Origin of the sequence: Arthrobacter sp. AG258, assembly GCF_004364695.1 — a bacterium.
In the GTDB taxonomy this organism is placed as follows: Bacteria; Actinomycetota; Actinomycetes; order Actinomycetales; family Micrococcaceae; genus Arthrobacter.
On sequence record NZ_SOBI01000003.1, the window covers coordinates 291,032 to 308,834 of the forward strand.

Sequence of the window (17,803 nt, forward strand, 5' to 3'; positions counted from 1 at the left end):
CTCGTCGCGCAGACGTCCGTAAGGGGATCGTCTTATGGGACGGTTGAGGAAGGCGGCGTGGCATCATTTGATTCCATTCCCGAGTGGCTGCGCCATCTCAAAGCGGAGGGTTACGCTTTGGCCATGGGGAACGTAAAAGAACGCACCGTTCAGCCGAGCCTGTTTTTTAGCCGGGGAATCTTATTCGCACTGGTTGTCGCGCTGGTGGCCTTACTTCTCTTGTCCGTCGTGGTGCAGGTGTGGGTGTGGCCGGCGGCGGTGGAGCGGACGGTCTCCCTTTTCCCTGAAGTGGGTCCTCTCGCTGGCCAGGCAATCCTCTGGGGTGTCTGCGCGGTCCTGTGTTGGCAAGTCATTGCCGTGATTGGGCTGGAACTGGTCCGCCGCGCCCTCGGAAATAGAGCGGACTCATCAATTCGAAGGTGGATTGGCGCGGTGATCGGCTGCCTAATCGTATTCGCCGCGCTCGTAACGGTCGCTTTCATCGCGCTGAACGAAAGAGGCTACACGCCGCCAGGGGTGATGCTCGGGCTTGTCACGGCAGGGCTCATCGCGCTGATCTCAGCGGGAGCGCTAGCCGTCTTTCTTGGTAGCAACCCCCCATTGAGCATGTACTCGCAGAATTAGACGGAGGACGCCGGGGCAGTAATCGGAGCGCCCGTAGAAGGATTCTGTACCGGCCGCGGCGACCATCTATAAGGTGTGGACTGGCAGCGAAGGTCGGCGCCAGTCCGTCAGGTCCGGGTCGTGTTCGGCCAAGAGGTCTTCCAAGGCCGGCCAGCCATGCGTCGAAACAAAGCCAGCTTCGGCAGGGTAGAGCGGCATGAGCCAAGAGATGACGATCGGCCCCTCGGGGTCCTCACATGTCGCGAACGCTTTCGGCTGGTAGACGGGAATACCGAAGTAGAAGGCTTCAAGGCCGGTGTCTGGATCCAGCGGCCCCCACGGGCCGATGACCTCACCCCGCAGAGGCGCCCGCCCCTGGTGGATCACACCATCCACGAGCTGCTGCAAGATCGACGGGACGAAGCGCTCAAAGTGGCCGCTTCGGACCATTATCAGGAGCTCCATCCGGACGGACGCCTTACCCGGCACGGCCAGCGGGTACCGGCTGAGACCCAGAGTCGAATACGAGGTCACACCCTCTATCGGCCCGTCAACGAGCCTGATGACCTGCGCATGCTGCGGGTGGCCGTCTGCATCCTTGGACCACCCCACGGCAATGGTCCCCAGATACTGTTCAAGGTGCTCGACAAGGTGTGCCATGGGCCAACCCTACCGACGGTTTAGTGTTCGATGGCTTTGCGGTCCATGGACTTGAGCGCCGCGAGCGGGAAATCCAGTGGGTCATCCGCGCCAGCTCCCCCACTGAGAAGGAAGCTGTTCGCCCGGAAGGAGCACCTTGTCACTGAGTGTTCCTAGCGTTACACCAAGACGCGAGTTGCAGAGCGTTCGGTAAGGGATCCCTTACGGGACGCACCGGACCAGCGTGGGCGGCGCTAATCTGATGAATAGACGGTTCAGTTTGCCGTACCAGTTTTCGGGCGCAAAGGAGATGCCGGGGTGGTCGAACGCCAGATGCTAAATGTTCCCGATCTGGTTGGGCAGCCTGTAAATATCGCACAGGAGACTGCGGCGAACCTTGGGTTCGGTCTCGCAGCTGGGGACCCTGATGGTCCAGGCCTTCGCTCGCGCACGTGGCCAGGGCTATTCTGGGTGACCTCCCAAGATCCTCCGGCGGGATCGGTCCTATCGCGGGGAAGCCAAATTCAGATCACGTTCGTTCAGGACGGTCAAGCACGAAGCGACGTGCCGGAGCAGACGGGCGGGCCGACCCCCTCATTGCAAACTCTTGCGGAGGGCGAAACGGCGTCGTGAGTTGTCCGGTGAGGGATCGATCAACGGGCAACCGCCGTCGTGTTGGGTCTGCCACTGCTTGAATAAGGCGTACGGACTGAACGATCGACTTAGGGGATCTGACGTGACACAGGTGATAAAGGAAGCACTCGATTCCTGGGACCGGGGAAGGTGGCGGAACCCGCCCGTGCGTGTCGTCGCGGATGGTCGGACTCTGCGGGTAACCGCAGCCGAGAACAGTGACGCGTGGAGGCACACCTCGTACGGCTTCGTCCATGACAGCGCGCATGCCCTGTTGGCGCCGCTGCCCGCTGAGGGGGCTGTGGAGGTTTCATTCCTTCTGGATTACACCGAGCAGTTCGACCAGGCCGGGATCTATCTCCACGTTTCGGAAACTTCTTGGATCAAGGCCGGTGTGGAGGTGTCCGACGGGGTCCCACAGGTTGGGGCCGTCGTAACCCATGGGGTCTCCGACTGGTCGGTGGCACCTGTCCCTGAGTGGATCAATCGGGAAATCACAGTGCGGCTGAGCAGGGCGGGTAACGCCGTCACCATCAGGGCGCGCGCCGGGGATGAGTCTTTCCGGCTGATCCGCGTTGCTCCTCTGGATGAAACAGCAAGTGCCGAGGTCGGCCCATATTGTGCCTCACCCACTCGGGCTAACCTCACGACCACCTTCACCCGATGGGTTGAGACCGATGCAGATGCAACACTGCACGCTGAACACGACTAAAGCCGCAGAACTCATCCGTGAGTCGTACTGGGAGAGGTGAAGGATCGGCAATCGGTGGCCCCGTCTGAAACGATCTTCGGCCATTGGCTACAGTGCTCCAGGTGACGCCTGAAAGGAAACTGTCCTGTAGCCGATCTTTGGTGTGGCTGGCCTGCATAGCCGGTACTGTGCATGCCGGGTTCAGCTTGTACTGGGCCCTGGGTGGGCAGTGGCTCTTAGCCACGGTTGGTCAATGGGCAGTCCAGCTGTCCGTCGAGGCCCCCCTCGAGGCAGGACTATGGCTCGGAGTTGTTGCGGTAGTGAAGTTGCTGGCAGCGACTATCCCCGTGGCCGTCGCGCATGGACGAATGCCCCGGCAGAGGTTCTGGCGTGCCGTGAGCTGGGCCGGCGGACTGCTCCTTGTCGTCTACGGGGGCGTGAACACGTTAGTCAGCGGTGCAGTTCTTGGAGGTGTGGTTCGGCCTGCAGGTGGGTATGACCTCAACGCGATGATTGGCCACGCATGGTTGTGGGATCCCCTGTTCTTCCTTTGGGGTATAGCCCTATTGTTATCGCTCTGGTACTCGCGCAGGAGCTCAACGGCAGTTGCGTAAGCCGATCCCTCACCGCACGTTGTGCAGCTCCTGATCGACCCTCAGGTGTCGTGGACATAAGATTCGAGCATGTTCGCCAGCATGCCGAAGGTTGTAAGCCAGAGCGGGATCCACTTTACGGTGCAAACTGTCGAGACGACCGACGAGCACGTCCTTATACGCGTGCGTTCGGCAGAGATGAGACCGGGAAGACATCACACCAGCGCTGTCTTCCCGGCAATCGCCGACGAACCGCTTACGCTCTCCGACGCTCATGGTACCTCCACACCGATGATCCAGAGCAGTTCAGCGTCAGGCCTGTTTCTGGGGATCGTCGACGTAGCCTATAGCTTGAGCCAAGGCCTCGACCTTTCATCCCCTCTGACCCTGTCTTCCGCCAACGCCCGGTTAACCTTCCGGATTTAGAGCAATTCCCTAGTGCCGTCACGGGACCCGCACTGTCGAAATCCAGCCGTCCCGGTATGACTGGATTTCGAGACAACTGCCCTTGGCGGTGTTCCTGCTCAGTCGCTATCGTGAGCCATGGCCGGTTCCGATGCGTACAAAGACCTTCCGCCAAAGATGAAGCGATTTGCTAAAGCAAACCTCTGGGCATTCACGGGGGCGCTTGTTGCATCAGGGTTCATTCGACCTTGGTTGGGGTTCTGGCCGACAACAATCCTGCTGGCATTGGTGCTGCTTGGAGTCGTCGTACCTTTCGGCATTACTGCCAGGCGCGAACGCAAGGAGTTGGATTCGCAACGTGACCCTGACAACTGAGGCGCTCAAGCCCACTCAGGGATGGTCTACCGGATCTCGATAGTGCTGACTATCTGATGTGGATCATGGTCGTACCGGCGCCTCAACTAGAGTGTTCAAATGGCTTATGTGTTCAAGGGCGGCCTAACCAGGCCCGGGGTGATGACGCGGGTTCTTGGGCCTTGGGTCGTTCTGACGCTCGACACATCACATCTCGAATTCAGGATGAGGTTTCGCTGGTTGGCCCGCTTCTTCGGCCCTTGGCGACTCGAGCGCTCCGCAATCCGAGAAGTGTACATGGGCCGCCCAAGGGCCCTCGCCCCTTGGGTCGAAGTGAACTTCCTTGGCGAAGAAAATATGCCGTGGTCGTTTCTGGCTCAATGGCCGCATGAGGTCCTTGAAGCTGCAGAAACGCTCGGCTATCCAGTGCGGCACTAAGCAGATCTACGGTGCCGAAACACTGCACCTGACGCACCCGTTAGGGGATCCTCTACCGGGCTGTTCAAGACCTCGCCCTGCTCGCGCCCATGTGGAATAGTTCCGTCGTAACCGGGGGGGTAAAAGGATGATGCGTGTACGTTTGCAAGACATTGCATTTGCGGCTCTTTTGGCGGTAATCCCGCTTACGGGCTGCGCGCCCCTGGACCAGCCATCGCCCGGGAATGTAAACACCTTCAGCTCCATTGATGAGGCCTACACTGCTGTAGATGGCATCTTGGGCTGTGAATCTGATCCTGCTGGTGAGCCAGTTGTTCCTATGGGTGATGGCGTCCCGCTGACGTCAGCACAGAAACTGTGCTTCGAGAATGTTCAGTTGGACCTCTACCCGGACCAGAATGCCCTTCAGGAAAGCTACCAGCTCTTGTCTGACTCACATCAGGGCAAGATACATCTCGTGCAGGGCATCAATTGGATGGTTGTCGATTTTGGCCAAATGGCAACGGGCCAACCCTCGACGCGGAACATCGAACGCTTGGCGAACGAACTGAACGGCGAATACGCCGTCGTTGGCTCTCGCTGATAAGAATCCGAATTGCTCCAAAGCGGCGCTCGGGTTCGAAACGCCGTGAGAACTGGCAGAGTTCCATACGTCCGATGAAGGATCCCCTTACGGGACCCTGCTGTGGCTGTGCGGACGAGTTTGGAAATTTGTGCAGACGACTTCGGAAAATGACACGTTGTCATTTTCCGAACTCGTCTGCACGAACCGCCTTGATATTCCGGGAGTTGTGCAGTCGAGTATGGACATCTGGTTTCCGAAGTCCTCTGCACAAAGCTTCACTTTGATCGGGACTCGCCTGCACAGAATGTCATTGGATGGCGTTTCACAGTGTGCCGGCTCTCTAGATGGTGGACCAGCGGACGCCAGCCCGATTAGGGATGGTCCACCGGAGACTACGCGGCCGATAGTGGATCCTTAGCCGAATGTGGTGTCAGAAGGAGATCCTTTGTGGTTCCTGAGAGGATCGGGTCATGGATTCGATCTTCGTGAATGGAACCGTCGGCGTCGGAAAGTCGAGCCTCGCGGATGCGCTTAGCGCGGCGGAAGGGGAAGCTCACGCGGTCATCGATCTGGATGGAATTCGCAGGCTACGCCCCGCGCCAAGTTCCGATCGGTTCAACCATGAACTTGAACTACTCAATCTTCAAAGCCTTGCGACCAACTACCGGGCTGCGGGCGCAAAGCGATTCATCATCGCAGGGGTTATCGAGTCAGAGGCCGAGATCCCGCGCTACATTGACGCACTCCGTTCTGAGGGGATGTTTGTGTGCCGTCTTGTGGCTCGTTCCGAGGTGCTGGAATCACGTCTGTGCTTCCGTCATCGTGACGATCCTGCTGGCCTGATCTGGCATCTGGACCGAGTCGGTGAACTCGCAAACATTCTTGAAGTTGCAGACATAGATGACCTGGTACTCGATTCGTCCGACACTCCGGCCGTTGACCTGGCGGTTGCTGTCCGGCGAGCTGCCGGCTGGGACGAATTCCCACCAGTAAGGACACGCGCCCGGTAGCGGATCGATATATGGGCAGCCGCTCCTCCAACAGGCCGCGAGAAAAGACGTATCGTGGAGCATGTCGGTCCTCGTGGAAGTCATCGTGGCTGTAGTTCAGGGCGCTCTCGAGGCCGTAGGTGACCTTCTCTTGCACCGGGACTCAGGCGATCACCAGGACGAAGAGTGATCTGAGCTCCGTGACGCGCTGACAGGGGGCGTTCCTCTAAGGTTCAGCCGACTCGTCTTGTGATTTGCCAATTATTGGGCGAAAGCCACGAAGGACTCCTATTCCACCTACGAGTGAGACTAAGGCCCCTCCGATCATGGCGATGCCAAGCACACCACTTCCGATTGCCAAGAAATAGACGCCGAATGCCACCAATAGTGCCGACGCAGCAAAGCTGATTGAGACTCCGACTATCACGGTTGTCCGTAAACCACTCAAGTGCATTCTCCTAACTTGTAGGGAAGTCTGTCTGGCTCCACGGCTTCACCCGCTTACTGAACGCAATCTTCACCGACTTCTCGCCTTAAGACAATGCTCCCTATGTGCAGGCTTTAGGAACTGATCGCTGTTTTCGTAAGAGGGGTCAAACGACCCCGGGTTCCGAGGCGACCCAAGCGCCCGTAAGCCGGTCGTCCCCCGGACGTGCCGGCGCTGCCCATCGACTCTTTCCAAATCCGCGTGCATCCGCCAAGTCCGGATTCCCGTATACCCCGCCCGAATTAATGCCCGGTGAAGGGGCCTTATGCGCTACAGCCCGAAGCATGCTCATCGGTAATGCCCGCTGCTCGACCAGCAACCAGGACCTCACCGCCCAGCGTCATGCCCTCCACGGCCTGGGAGCCGACGTCGACATGGTCCACGCCGACCACGGATTTGCCGGCACTAAGCGTGACCGGCCCGGCCTGAAAAAGGACCTGGCGGAGTGCCGCAACGGCGACACCTTCGTTGTCACCAAACTTGACCGGTTGGCAAGGTCCCTGCCGGACGCAAGGGATATTGCCGACGAACTCACACGCAAGGGCGTAATCCTCAACATCGGAGGCAGCATCTACGATCCCCATGACCCGGCTGGAAAGCTGCTGTTCAACGTCCCTGGCATGGTCGCGGAATTTGAATCCGACTTTGTTCGCGCCCGGACCCGTGAAGGCATGGCGGTGGCGAACGTGATCGCTTCCCGGCAGTGAGGTCACGGCCTTGGAGCTTCCGTGGAGAAGACTCTCGACCAAAGTGACGCCTCGTGCAGGGGACTTTGAACACTCCGATTTCCATACCCGTCTGCACGCGTCCCGTACTTTCGGGGCAGCGTGTGCAGACGACTTCGGAAAATGAAAGCCACTTTGATTGCCAGTCATCGAGAGGGATCGTGACCTTCTCGAAGCCGGCATAGTTGCCGTCGCCCTACGCTCTGGCGTCGCCACCCATCTTTAGATCTGGGTCCGCCGCTCTGCGCGGCCGGCCGCTGCTTGAGGCGTGGGATCCTGGCGACGTCCGCCGGCAGTACACGCCATACGTCGATACCTACGGCCCGGTCCCCTGGACCCGCACCAGCTCAGCGGCGAAGAGGCCTTCTGGCTGCGGACCGGGGTCATTGACGCGTGGCGGGCGTTCCCCTGGGAGGACCCCGGCCTGCCGCCGGAACTCCTCCCCCGTGAATTTCCGGGTCAGGGCGTAGGACCTCACCGCCTATGCCGCCCGAACCGCCGCCAGTTCCCGGGCCAGGAAGTCCAGGGCGGGCTGCCCCTCGGGAAGCCCCGCCGTGTGGTTGAGGTGGCCGTGGACGGCACCCCGGGCCAGGAAGGGAGACACCGGAACCCCGGCCCGCTCCAACGAGGAAGCAAAAAGCTCGGTCGAGCCGCGGGCGTCGTCGTATTCGCAGGCCAGGAGCGCTGTGGGCGGAAGCCCAGCGGGATCGGCATACCCGGGCATCGCATAGGACGGCGCCATGCTGACAGGTCCGCCCACGTAGTTCTCCGCCGTGCGGATGCAGTCCTCCAGGGTGAACCGTAAATGCCGGGGCAGGCCGGCCATGACCGCCTCGTCCAGGCCGCCGGCCGGCGGCGGGAGTTCGGCATGAAGGAAGGGGTAGGCCAGCAGGAGCTTGGCCGGCAGCGGCTTGCCCGCGTCAATCAGGTAGAGCGCGGCGCCCACGGCCAGGTTGCCGCCGGCACCGGCACCGCCCAAACAGAGCAGGTCCGGATCCAGCCCCAGGGCTGCGGCGTTCTTCCGCGCCCAGAACCATCCGGTCAGGGCATCGTCATGCGGAATGGGGTAGGAGACCCCGTCCCGTGCCAGCCGGTAGTCAACGGACAGCACCGGCGTCCCCCGGTCCGCAAGCACCCGGGCCAGGTAATCAGATTCGGGAATGTCCACGCTGCCGCTGACGAAACCGCCGCCGTGCAGCCACACCAGGGCCGGGCTGCCGGTTCCGGATGCTTCGCCGTAGATCCGAAGCGCCACCGGCCCGTGCCGCCCGTCCGCAGTGACCGTGTGGATGGGGACGTCGGGGCCAGGCGTCCGGACGGCGTCAGGATTCAGGAACCGCGGGCCTTCAGGGCTGGCAAGGTATTCGGCGAAACCGTCGGCGGTTCCCCCCGGGCCGCCGGCCGTGGGAGCCTCCGCGGCAACCGCCGTCGGCTCTGTCCGTGGTGTCATGGCGTGCCCAGCTTCCTGGAGAAGTAGCGGACGGCAGAGTCGAGGATGTCCGCCATCCTGTCCTCAGCGCCGAAGAAGCAGTGGTCGGCGCCCTCGATGGTCACCACCTCATGCTCCACCCCCGCCTCGGCGAGCGCGGCGGCCAGCAGGTCGGTCTGCGAATGCGGCACCAGCCCGTCGGAGTCACCGTGGACCAGGAGGAACGGTGCGGCGCCGGCGTCCACGTAGCTGACCGGGCTGGCCGCAGCCAGCAGCTCCGGATCATCCGAGCCGCCCACCAGCATGTACTCAGGCTGCAGGGACATGCCCGGCGGCACCGCCGCGGTCAGGGCAGCGGGAAAAAGGCCCTCAGGCATGGACATGGGAGGGATGTCCACCAGCGAGGAAACACCGTAAAAGTCGACGACGGCGCTGACGCCACTGGAGTGCCCTTGCGCACCAAGTCCGCCTTCAAGGCCGCCGTGGTTGCCGGTCAGTCCAAGGAGGGCCACCAGGTGGCCGCCGGCAGATTCACCCCAGGCGCCGAACCGGTCCGGGTCGACGTTCAGCTCTGCGGCAAATTCGCGCAGGTACCGGACGGCGGCTTTGAGGTCGTGGAGCTGGGCGGGGAAGGGTGCCTCAAGGGAGTGCCGGTAGTCAGCGGTGGCACAGGCGATGCCGGCCTCGTTGAGCAGCCGGAACACCGAGTTGGGTGCGAACGTGGGCGGCAGTTCCCGGCGGTCGCCCAGCTGGAAGGCGCCACCGTGCACCCAGAGCACCAGCGGCGTGGGGCCGGACGCCTGGCGCGGCAGCCAGATGTCCAGCTTCAGCGGCCGGAACCCCATGGCCCGGGCATACGTGATTTCCCGGTGCACGGCGGACACGTCCGAGACCTGCTCCGGTGTTCCGGGCGCGTCAAAGACGGGGAACGCCGGAACGTCCCTGGCGCCCGGCCGGGAAACGTCAGGACGGGCGGGGTCGAGTATGCCGGTAGCGTCTTCCACTGTCATAGTGTGCTCCTTATCAGTTCGGGTTTGGCAGCGTCCCCACCGGTGGCGGCAACGAAAGTATGGGTTCCCGGCCCGACGACGACGGCCGGTTCGCCGGGCAGCAGCACCTCCGCGGTGGTGCCGGCGGGGATCGTGGCAGTGAGCGTCAGCCCGGCGTCGTGCTGTTTCCCCGGGGACGCTGCCCCCTCCGCCACGGCCCACTCCACCTGGATCAGGCCGCGCGGCCCCAGGTGGGACGTGGAGGCGGAGGCCAGCCCGGCGCCGGGGCGTGGCTCGATGATGATCCGTTCCCAGCCGGCGCTTCCCGGTGCCTGGCGCAGCCCGGCCGTATACCGGTGCAGGAAGGTCACCACGGCACCCTTGCTGTAGTGGTTGAGGGACTGGTGTGCGGTGCCGGCGGCGTCGATACCGTTCCACAGCTCCCACACGGTGGTGGCGCCGCGGTCCACAATGGCCAGCCAGGACGGTTCAGTGTCCTGCATGAGCAGCTTGTAGGCCAGGTCCAGTTCACCGTTGTCGGCAAGGGCGGGGAGCAGGTAGGGCGTGGCCAGGAAGCCCGTGCCCAGGTGCGTGCCGGCGTCCCGGATCAGCTCCGCCAGCTGCGCGGTGACCCCGGCACGGCGGTCGGGGCCGACCAGGCCGAAGGCCAGGGCGCGGACGCAGTTGGCCTGGCTCGGTTGGGTGACGTGGCCGTCCGGTCCGAGGTATTCCGTTTCCCAGGCGTCCCGGATCCGGCCCGAGAGTTCTGCCAGCTCGGCCGCCTCGTCGTGGCGCCCCAAAACGCTGGCGATGCGTGCCATCAGGTCCGTGGTGTGGCGGTAGTAGGCGGTGGCCACGATGCCGTTGTCGGCGCTGCGGGCGGCGAAGAGGTCCGGCTCGGGACCGTCCGGTTCCATCCATTCGCCGAAATGGAAGCCCGTGTCCCACAGGTATTGTTCGTGCGGTGCCGGGGTGGGGTGCGCGGCGGCCCTGGCGGGGTGCCGCTGGGTTTCGGCGGAGGTCCGGACGAAGCCGAGCCAGCGCTTCATCGCGTCAAAGTTTTCGGCCAGGATCGAGGCGTCACCGGTGGCCAGGTAGAGCTCCCACGGCACCATGACGATTGCGTCGCCCCAGCCGGCGGAGCCGTTGGTGAAGCCCATGAAGTCGGCCGAGGTGACGGCGGGGCCGGCCGACGGTGAAATGTTGGCGATGACGCCGTTCTCCCATTGGTCCGCCCGGACGTCCCGCAGCCACTTGCGGGAGAACCCGGTGACGTCGTACAGGTAGGCGGCGGCGGGGACGAACAGCTGCCAGTCTCCGGTCCAGCCGGCTTTCTCGCGCTGGGGACAATCGGTAGGGACTTCGCAGGAGTTTCCCAGGAAGCTCCATTCCGCGATGTCGTGGAGCGTGTTCAGCCGCTCGTCGCTGCACCGGAAGGTGCCGATGCGTTCCAGGTCCGTCCGGACCAGGCAGCCGGTGACGTCCTCGGGATGCAGGTCCCGGCGAAGGCCCTGCACGGACACGTACTGGAAGCCATGGGTGGTGTGGCGGGGTTCGAAGACCTCGCCGGGCGCGCCGGAGGAGATGACCGTGTCCACCTGGCCGGCGTCGAGGAACGCCCCAGGTGAGCGGAAATCATGCGGGCGCAGGTGGTCCCGGGTGACGTCGCCGTCACCGCCGAGCGCCTCGGCGTATTCCAGCGTGACGATGTCGCCCGGCGCCCCCAGCTGGGTGAGGCGGATCCAGCCGTGGATGTTCTGGCCGAAGTCCACCACCTGGCTGCCGCTTGGAAGGCGCGTGATGGAAACGGGGGTGAGTTCCCGGGTGACCCGGGTGGGCGGGGCGAGGGGTCCGGACAGGGCGTCCACGCTGCCGGGACGGACGACGGCGGGACGTGGCCCTGGCGTCGCGCCTCCGGAAGGTGCGCGGCCGGCGTCGTTCGTTCGAAAATCGACGCGCTGGCCTGCCATGAGGTCCGCGCTGGTGATCTCCGTAGCGGTCACCTGCCACGTCGCGTCCGTGCCGATGACCTGCCTGCCCGCCCCGGACTCCAGCTCGAGCTGCGCCAGGAGGGCCGTGTGCGTGCCGTACATGTCGGCGTCGCGCGTGTAGCCGAAGCTGCCGCGGTACCAGCCGTCGGTGAGGACGGCGCGGATGGTGTTGACGCCTTCGCGGAGCAGGCCGGTGACGTCGTGGGCCTGGACCTGGAGGGTGGTGTTGTAGCTGGTGGAGCCGGGAGTGAGCTGCTGGTCTCCGACGCGGCGGCCGTTGATGAAGAGCTCGTAGATGCCGTGGGCAGTGGCGTAGGCGCGGGCCTGCTCCGGGGCGGTCTGCAGGGTGAAGGTTTTTGTGAGGGCCCAGCCGGGCCGCTCCCCGGGGGCGGGGACGTCCTCATCGCCGGGCCCGATCCACTGCGCCGTCCAGTCGGAGGCGTGCAGGAGGCCGAGCTCTACGGACATCGGTTCGGACCAGCCGCTGGCCGTTTCGGTGCCGGCGGGGTCGATGTTCCAGGTGCGGGCCCGCCACTCGAACCGGCTGCGGGAGTCCAGCGCGGGGCCGCTGTAGGGGATGCCGCCGCTTTCAGCCGAATCCACCCTGCCGGTATCCCAGCCGTTGCCGGCGGTGATCCGGTAGGCGGCCTGGCGGACGGCTCCGGCGGGCGGTGTCCAGCTGAGCCGGGGTTCGCGGATGGTCAGGCCCATCGCCTCGGACAGGTGTTCGGCCCGAAGCCGGGTGGGGGCGGTCATGCGGCGGGACTCCTGGAGTGCTGTTGCTGGGAGTTCCAGCTTCGTATGCCGCCACCGGTCCCCCACAGGGTGCTTTCAATGGTTGGAATAGTATTGTGGTTCAGCTCACTGCGGGCCACCGCAACGATCCACGGCGCGAGGAACCACTGCCATGACTGCCACCCCGGAAACGGATACCCCGCCGGCCCGCGGCAAGCGGCCGAAACAGGGCGAACCGGTCATTGACCGGGCGCTGAGCCTGCTCGCCGTCTTCTCGGACCGGCGCCGGGCACTGACCCTGTCCGAGTTGGCCCGGTACGCGGAGATGCCGGCGCCCACGGCGCTGCGGCTGATCGCCCGGCTGGTGGCGTGGGGTGCATTGGAACGGCTGGACGACGGCCGCTATGTGGTGGGGGTCCGGCTGTGGGAGGTCGCGTCCCTGTCGCCGCGCGGGCACGGGGTGCGGGAGATCGCGCTCCCCTACCTTGAGGACCTCTTCGAGGTCACCCGGCACCACGTCCTGCTGGCGGTGCGGGACAACGAGCAGGCGGTGCTGATCGAGCGGCTGTCCGCGAAGGACGCCACCGAGGTGGCGTACCGGGTGGGCGGCCGGGCACCGCTCCGGTCCACGGCCATCGGCCTGGTGCTCCTGGCCGGAGCGGACCAGCAGTTCCAGGAAACCATCCTGAAGCGGCCGCCGGAGATCGAACCCGGCGTATCCGAGATGCCCGAGGGCCAGCTGCGCCGGACCTTGTCCGATGTGCGGCGGACCGGCATCGCCATGATCCGCCGCAGCCTGCCCTCCCGGACCGTGTCCGTGGCATCGCCCATCTTCGACGCCCAGGGTGCCGTGGTGGCGTCCCTGTCCATCGTGGTTCCGGACGGCTCCACGCCGCCGAACGTCCTGGCCCCGGCGGTCCGCGCCGCCGCCAGGGCGGTGTCCCGCAACCTCGGCTTCCAAGCACAGGCAAGCGCGGACGTCAGGACGCACTCCCAGGGGTAACGGCCGCGTCAGTCCTGGCCGCCTCAGTCCTTGCCGCAATAGTCCAGGCGGCGAACCACGACGTCTCCTTCCACGGCGTAGGCGCCGAAGGCCCGCCCGGTAAACGCCTTGGCGGTTTCAAACGCCCAGTGCCTGCCGTCCAGTTCGGTGAGCAGCACCTCGCCGGCACGGCCATCCGGGGCAGCATCAGGTGCCGCAGGCCGGGCGAGGAGGCGGATCCTGTCGCCGCCCACGGCCCCGGCCGTGAAATCGCGCGACGGCGGCTCGGCCAGGATCGCCAGTTCAACGTCACCGTGCGGGAGCGTTGCCTCCCAAGTACGGTCAAAGCCTGCGACGACGGCCCGCGCGGTGACCGTCACACCTGCGCTGCTGCTGCCGGCTTCAACGCCGAACCAGTTGTCCTCCGCATTGCGCACGGCGATGCCGCCGCTCCCGCCGGTGACGTCCAGGACGGCCCGCACTTCGATGCCGAGGTGGCGCTGACGCTGCCCGACGAAGGCGGGCTGGGGCGCGTCAAGGGTGTTCCCGTCTCCACTGATGACCAGCCCGCCGTCCGTTGGCGTGGTGAAGTCCGATGGTGTCCGCCGGACTCCAATCCAGTGCAGGTGGTCCAGGCCGGCACCCGCGGTGAAGTCATACCCGGCCCGTTCCGGCAGGACAGCGGACGGCACCGGCAGGCTCGCGTACGGCCAGCCGTCAACCCAGTCCACCGTGGTCAGGAAGGTTTCGCGGCCCAGCGGGGAAAACGCCTGGGTGAGGCCCACCGGACGGACGCCCAGCAGCACCATGGCGGTGCCGCCGTCGGGAAGCTCCACCAGGTCTGCGTGCCCGGTGTTCTGGATGGGCGAGCCCGTACCGGCCGCGGTGAGGATGGGGTTGTGCGGCGCCGCCTCGAAGGGTCCGTCCGGCTGGCGCGAACGGGCCACGGTGACGGCATGGCCCCTGTCCGTCCCGCCCTCGGCCGCCAGCAGGTACCACCAGTGGCCGCGCCGGTAGAGGTGCGGACCCTCAGGCGAGTAGAGTCCGCTGCCCTGCCAGAGCGGCCTGGGCTCCTCCAGGGCCGTCCCGGTCTCCAGGTCCACGCGGACCTGCTGGATCGCGTCCGGGTGCCGGGCGAAGGTCACGTACGCGGTTCCGTCCTCATCCCAGGCGAGGTCCGGGTCAATGCCGTCCACCGCGTCGGTGACAATCCCGTCGCTCCAGGGGCCGGCGGGGTCTGTGGCAGTGAACAGCACGCAGCCGCGGCCCCCGAGGAAGACCGAAACGATCAGGTGGAACACGCCGTCCCGGTACCGGAGCGTCGGCGCCCAGACCCCTCCGGGCGTCGGGACGTTGGCAACGTGGACCTGCTCCTCACTCGTGGCCACATGCCCGATCAGCTCCCAGCTTTGCAGGTCCTGGCTGTGATAAACCGGCAGTCCGGGGAGGTATTCGAACGATGACGTCACCACGTAGTAGCCGTCCGGGGTACTGACAATGGTCGGGTCCGGGTTGAAGCCGGGAAGGATGGGGTTGGAGTGCATCCAGCCATCCTTTCGCCTCGCCCGGCCCAGCGTGTGGCCTTATTTCATTCGTTGAAACGCGTTCCGGGCCGGCGGCGCGGGCCGCTACGCGAAGTTGCCGCGGCGGAGCTCAACATCCTGGATGCCGGACAGGCGCACGGTGGTCCGGTGGCCGTTCCAGCTGACCTCCCGGTGGACAGGCGCGGCAGACCGCAGCACGGCGCTGTCCAGGACGCCCCCGGACCAGCGGATGTCCACCTCGATTCCACCCACCGCCCGCATGCCGGTCACCGATCCCTCGCGCCATGATTCCGGCAGTGCCGGCAGCAGCCGGATGGCGGCCGGGTCCGACTGGAGCAGCATCTCGGCGATGCCGGCGGTGGCACCGAAGTTCGCATCGATCTGGAACGGCGGGTGGGCGGTGAAGAGGTTGGGATAGACCCCGCCGCGCCCGTCGAAGCCCTCCCCCGCCGCCCGGAGTGCCAGGTTCAGGCTCTCCTCAGCTTTTGCCGCGTTGCCAAGCCGGGCCCAAAGGGCGATGCGCCAGGCCATGGCCCAGCCGGTGGACTCGGGGCCGCGGAGTTCCAGGGTCCTGGCAGCGGCGGAGGCGAGCTCCGGCGTGGCCTCCGGGTTCCACTGCCGCAGGGGATAGACGGCCGCCAGGTGGGAGGTGTGCCGGTGGTCCGGTGCATGCTCAGTGGCCGGAAAGGACCATTCCCGGATTTCTCCCCGGTCACCGATGGCCGGCCCGGGAAGGGCGTGCACCTTGTCCGCGAGGTCCGCCAGCCAAGGTGGGTCCTCCGCCAAGGCTGCGGCGGCGTGCCGTGCCGCATCGAGGAGCCCGCGGAGGAGGGAAACATCCATGGTGGAGGACCGGCTCACCGACGCCGGCTCACCGTCCGGGGCGACGTACTGGTTCTCGGGAGAGGTGGACGGTGACGTGTGCGTTCCGGTCTCCGTATCCCCAATGATCCAGTCCAGTGCGAAGAGGCATGCCCCTTCGATGGCCGGCCAGGAAGCCCGCAACCGGCCGGCATCCCCGGTGTAGGCGTAGTGCTGCCAGGCTGACTGGACCAGCCAGGTGCCTCCCATGGCCCAGCTGGCCCACATGGAGTCGCCTTCGCCGGCGCCGGCGGCAAACGGGTAGCCCCAGGGATCCGTGTTGTGGTGGACCGCCCATCCCCGCGCACCGTACAGGGCGGCAGCGGCCGGGCCGGTGCGGGCAAGCGTGTCCACCAGCTGCAGCAGTGGTTCGTGGCATTCGGCGAGGTTGGCGGGCAGTGCCGGCCAATAGTTCATTTCCGTGTTGATGTTCACGGTGTAGTTGCTGCTCCACGGTGGCGGCAGTTCCTCGTTCCAGATGCCTTGGAGGTTGGCCGGGAACCCACCGGCGCGGGAGGAGGCAATCAACAGGTACCGGCCGTAGTGGAACAGGAGGGAGATCAGTGCGGTATCGGTCTTGTCCACTTCGAAGTCGCGGATGCGCTGGTCCGTTGGCTTCCCCGGACCGGAGCCTGCGCCGGCGTCCGGGCCGAGACCCAGGCGGACCCTGCCGTAAAGCCCGGCGTGGTCGGCCAGGTGGCGTTCCAGCACGGCCTCCGCGGAGTCCTGGAGGGCCCGCGCCACCCGGCCGGTGAGGAGCACGGCAAGGTCGCCAGGGGAACCGGCGGTGTTCGCGTGCCGGCCGGCGTGCGGACGGGCCAGCACCGTTCCGGTGGCAATGGCCAGCCGCACGGAACGTGCGCCCGTGACCGCGAGGACCCCCGTGGTGAGGTCCGCAGCCCCGTCCGTGGCGATGCCGGCATGGACTGCTCCGGCGCGGGAGTCGCCGTCGTAATGGATATGCTCGGCAGTCCGCTCAAAGGCGGGCGCCACGTCGCTGGGCAGCAGCACCCGCAGGCGGAGCTCGTTCCCCCACTCATGCTCTGCGGCGTCCTGTCCAAGGGGCCGGATGCCGTCGGGGTGCAACGCGATCCGGACGGTGATGGGAGCGTCGGCGGTGATCTCGTGGATGATGACGGCGTCCGGGTGGGAGGCGAAGGTCCGGTGCCGGACCTCGGCGCCGTCAACCACGTATCGGTGCCCCGCGGTACCGGTCCTGAGGTCGAGCCACCGGGCGGGCCCACCGTCAACAGCTGCGGCGGACCCGGCAACGTCCACGGCCAGGACAGCGAACGGCAGGTATGCCTGCGAATGAGTGCCCTGGAATGCCAGCAGCAGCTCTTCCGCCCGCCGCACATCCCCGGCATCCACCGCCGAACGGACAGCGTGGAGCGTGGCCGGTCCGGCGGATGGGTCCAGTGCCGGTGCGGACCGGCTGGTTGGCCCGGACCACGCCGAACCTTCATTGAGTTGGAGGCGCTCGCCACCCACCAGGCCGCGAACCGTGGCCCCTGCGAGTCCGTTGCCTACCGGCAGGGACTCGACGAACCGTTCCGCCGGGCCCCGGTACCAGAGCACGTGGGCGGGATCGGTGCCCGGCGCTTCAACCGGCCCCGCGGATCCAGGCGATGCCCCCGCTTCAGCGCTCAGTACTCGCCCTTGATGACGAAGTAGGAGCCGCGGATGGTGCCCGCAAGCTTGGACTTCTGGCGGGCGAACTTGAAGCTGGACGCCAGTTCCTCCGGAACGTCCATGCCGTCCGAGAGTTTGAACCCGACCGCCCGCTTGCCGCCTTCCGCAATGCCGTACATGACGTTGATGGACAGCCCGGACTCATAGAACACGTACGTCATCCGCAGCCCGTCCACTTCGAAGGAGGACACCTCGAGCGGTTTGGACGAGATCACCAGGTTCCGCTCGGTGGAGAGGATGTTGTGGACATAATCAACCGTTTCCGGCGCCTCGTCCGCGGGGACCACGGTGAAGTCGTGGTCGTATTTGTTCTTGTAGTAACGTGCCTCGTTGGCCCGCAGCCCGGCCAGCGCGTCGGCAACGGGCGACGATTCCAAACCAACGGTGGACACGTTCTTGAAATCCACGGTGTACGGCATGAGTCCTCCTGGGAATGGTCTTGTGCCACATCGTTGCAG

At 65.4% G+C, this 17,803-nt stretch carries 16 protein-coding genes and 1 pseudogene; 10 read left to right on the forward strand and 7 right to left on the reverse strand.

From position 1 onward, the window contains the following. The first annotated feature begins 57 nt into the window (after window positions 1-57). Complete coding sequence (locus tag DFO47_RS07720; RefSeq protein ID WP_133831240.1) at window positions 58-624, forward strand: DUF2975 domain-containing protein; 567 nt, start codon at window positions 58-60, stop codon at window positions 622-624. 66 nt (window positions 625-690) lie between these two features. Here DFO47_RS07720 and DFO47_RS07725 read toward each other — a convergent pair whose 3' ends face one another. Next, window positions 691-1,263, reverse strand: a complete 573-nt coding sequence (locus tag DFO47_RS07725) for a suppressor of fused domain protein (RefSeq protein ID WP_133831241.1) — start codon at window positions 1,261-1,263, stop codon at window positions 691-693. A 724-nt stretch (window positions 1,264-1,987) separates the two neighbouring features. Between DFO47_RS07725 and DFO47_RS07735 the strand changes: the two genes are divergently transcribed. The 8 genes and pseudogenes from DFO47_RS07735 to DFO47_RS07770 form a co-directional block, all read left to right on the forward strand. Further along, window positions 1,988-2,587, forward strand: coding sequence for a DUF1349 domain-containing protein (locus DFO47_RS07735; protein ID WP_133831447.1), 600 nt, complete (start codon window positions 1,988-1,990; stop codon window positions 2,585-2,587). 167 nt (window positions 2,588-2,754) lie between these two features. Beyond that, window positions 2,755-3,180, forward strand: a complete 426-nt coding sequence (locus DFO47_RS07740) for a DUF3995 domain-containing protein (protein ID WP_243835417.1) — start codon at window positions 2,755-2,757, stop codon at window positions 3,178-3,180. Between the two features lie 69 nt (window positions 3,181-3,249). Continuing rightward, window positions 3,250-3,585 (forward strand): hypothetical protein, encoded by a 336-nt coding sequence (locus DFO47_RS07745; RefSeq protein ID WP_133831243.1) that lies wholly within the window; start codon window positions 3,250-3,252, stop codon window positions 3,583-3,585. Between the two features lie 117 nt (window positions 3,586-3,702). Then, window positions 3,703-3,939: a hypothetical protein gene (locus DFO47_RS07750; protein ID WP_133831244.1), complete on the forward strand. Its 237-nt coding sequence runs from the start codon at window positions 3,703-3,705 to the stop codon at window positions 3,937-3,939. Window positions 3,940-4,038: 99 nt separating this feature from the next. Further along, window positions 4,039-4,356, forward strand: a complete 318-nt coding sequence (locus tag DFO47_RS07755; protein ID WP_133831245.1) for a hypothetical protein — start codon at window positions 4,039-4,041, stop codon at window positions 4,354-4,356. Window positions 4,357-4,498: 142 nt separating this feature from the next. After that, window positions 4,499-4,939, forward strand: a complete 441-nt coding sequence (locus DFO47_RS07760; RefSeq protein WP_166651686.1) for a hypothetical protein — start codon at window positions 4,499-4,501, stop codon at window positions 4,937-4,939. A 452-nt stretch (window positions 4,940-5,391) separates the two neighbouring features. Continuing rightward, complete coding sequence (locus tag DFO47_RS07765; RefSeq protein ID WP_133831247.1) at window positions 5,392-5,931, forward strand: hypothetical protein; 540 nt, start codon at window positions 5,392-5,394, stop codon at window positions 5,929-5,931. 750 nt (window positions 5,932-6,681) lie between these two features. Beyond that, window positions 6,682-7,080 (forward strand): annotated as a pseudogene (locus DFO47_RS07770) (recombinase family protein); the annotation flags it as partial. Between the two features lie 523 nt (window positions 7,081-7,603). Here the strand turns inward: DFO47_RS07770 and DFO47_RS07780 are convergent. From DFO47_RS07780 to DFO47_RS07790, 3 genes are read right to left on the reverse strand one after another with little or no spacing between them, the layout of a single operon-like run. Further along, window positions 7,604-8,572, reverse strand: coding sequence for an alpha/beta hydrolase (locus DFO47_RS07780; RefSeq protein ID WP_133831249.1), 969 nt, complete (start codon window positions 8,570-8,572; stop codon window positions 7,604-7,606). Continuing rightward, complete coding sequence (locus DFO47_RS07785; protein WP_133831250.1) at window positions 8,569-9,561, reverse strand: alpha/beta hydrolase; 993 nt, start codon at window positions 9,559-9,561, stop codon at window positions 8,569-8,571. Before DFO47_RS07785 ends, DFO47_RS07780 begins: the two co-directional genes overlap by 4 nt. After that, on the reverse strand, window positions 9,558-12,287 hold the full coding sequence (locus DFO47_RS07790) for an alpha-L-rhamnosidase (RefSeq protein ID WP_133831251.1): 2,730 nt from the start codon (window positions 12,285-12,287) through the stop codon (window positions 9,558-9,560). Before DFO47_RS07790 ends, DFO47_RS07785 begins: the two co-directional genes overlap by 4 nt. A gap of 151 nt (window positions 12,288-12,438) precedes the next feature. Here DFO47_RS07790 and DFO47_RS07795 point away from each other — a divergent pair, with 151 nt between their 5' ends. Next, entirely contained in the window at window positions 12,439-13,269 is an 831-nt protein-coding gene (locus DFO47_RS07795; RefSeq protein ID WP_018763253.1) for an IclR family transcriptional regulator, read from the forward strand. Window positions 13,270-13,292: 23 nt separating this feature from the next. Here DFO47_RS07795 and DFO47_RS07800 read toward each other — a convergent pair whose 3' ends face one another. The 3 genes from DFO47_RS07800 to DFO47_RS07810 all read right to left on the reverse strand — a co-directional run bounded on the left by DFO47_RS07800 (window position 13,293) and on the right by DFO47_RS07810 (window position 17,764). After that, on the reverse strand, window positions 13,293-14,792 hold the full coding sequence (locus DFO47_RS07800) for a glycoside hydrolase family 43 protein (RefSeq protein ID WP_133831252.1): 1,500 nt from the start codon (window positions 14,790-14,792) through the stop codon (window positions 13,293-13,295). Between the two features lie 84 nt (window positions 14,793-14,876). Beyond that, window positions 14,877-17,231, reverse strand: a complete 2,355-nt coding sequence (locus DFO47_RS07805; protein ID WP_133831253.1) for a glycoside hydrolase family 95 protein — start codon at window positions 17,229-17,231, stop codon at window positions 14,877-14,879. Window positions 17,232-17,299: 68 nt separating this feature from the next. Next, window positions 17,300-17,764: a hypothetical protein gene (locus DFO47_RS07810; RefSeq protein WP_026265002.1), complete on the reverse strand. Its 465-nt coding sequence runs from the start codon at window positions 17,762-17,764 to the stop codon at window positions 17,300-17,302. Window positions 17,765-17,803: the final 39 nt, after the last annotated feature.

Coding starts and splice junctions, on each gene's coding strand:
- DFO47_RS07810 (WP_026265002.1), bottom strand. CDS start 17,764: ATGCCGTACACCGTGGATTTCAAGAACGTGTCCACCGTTGGTTTGGAA.
- DFO47_RS07790 (WP_133831251.1), bottom strand. CDS start 12,287: ATGACCGCCCCCACCCGGCTTCGGGCCGAACACCTGTCCGAGGCGATG.
- DFO47_RS07755 (WP_133831245.1), top strand. CDS start 4,039: ATGGCTTATGTGTTCAAGGGCGGCCTAACCAGGCCCGGGGTGATGACG.
- DFO47_RS07800 (WP_133831252.1), bottom strand. CDS start 14,792: ATGCACTCCAACCCCATCCTTCCCGGCTTCAACCCGGACCCGACCATT.
- DFO47_RS07750 (WP_133831244.1), top strand. CDS start 3,703: ATGGCCGGTTCCGATGCGTACAAAGACCTTCCGCCAAAGATGAAGCGA.
- DFO47_RS07795 (WP_018763253.1), top strand. CDS start 12,439: ATGACTGCCACCCCGGAAACGGATACCCCGCCGGCCCGCGGCAAGCGG.
- DFO47_RS07765 (WP_133831247.1), top strand. CDS start 5,392: ATGGATTCGATCTTCGTGAATGGAACCGTCGGCGTCGGAAAGTCGAGC.
- DFO47_RS07725 (WP_133831241.1), bottom strand. CDS start 1,263: ATGGCACACCTTGTCGAGCACCTTGAACAGTATCTGGGGACCATTGCC.
- DFO47_RS07780 (WP_133831249.1), bottom strand. CDS start 8,572: ATGACACCACGGACAGAGCCGACGGCGGTTGCCGCGGAGGCTCCCACG.
- DFO47_RS07745 (WP_133831243.1), top strand. CDS start 3,250: ATGTTCGCCAGCATGCCGAAGGTTGTAAGCCAGAGCGGGATCCACTTT.
- DFO47_RS07785 (WP_133831250.1), bottom strand. CDS start 9,561: ATGACAGTGGAAGACGCTACCGGCATACTCGACCCCGCCCGTCCTGAC.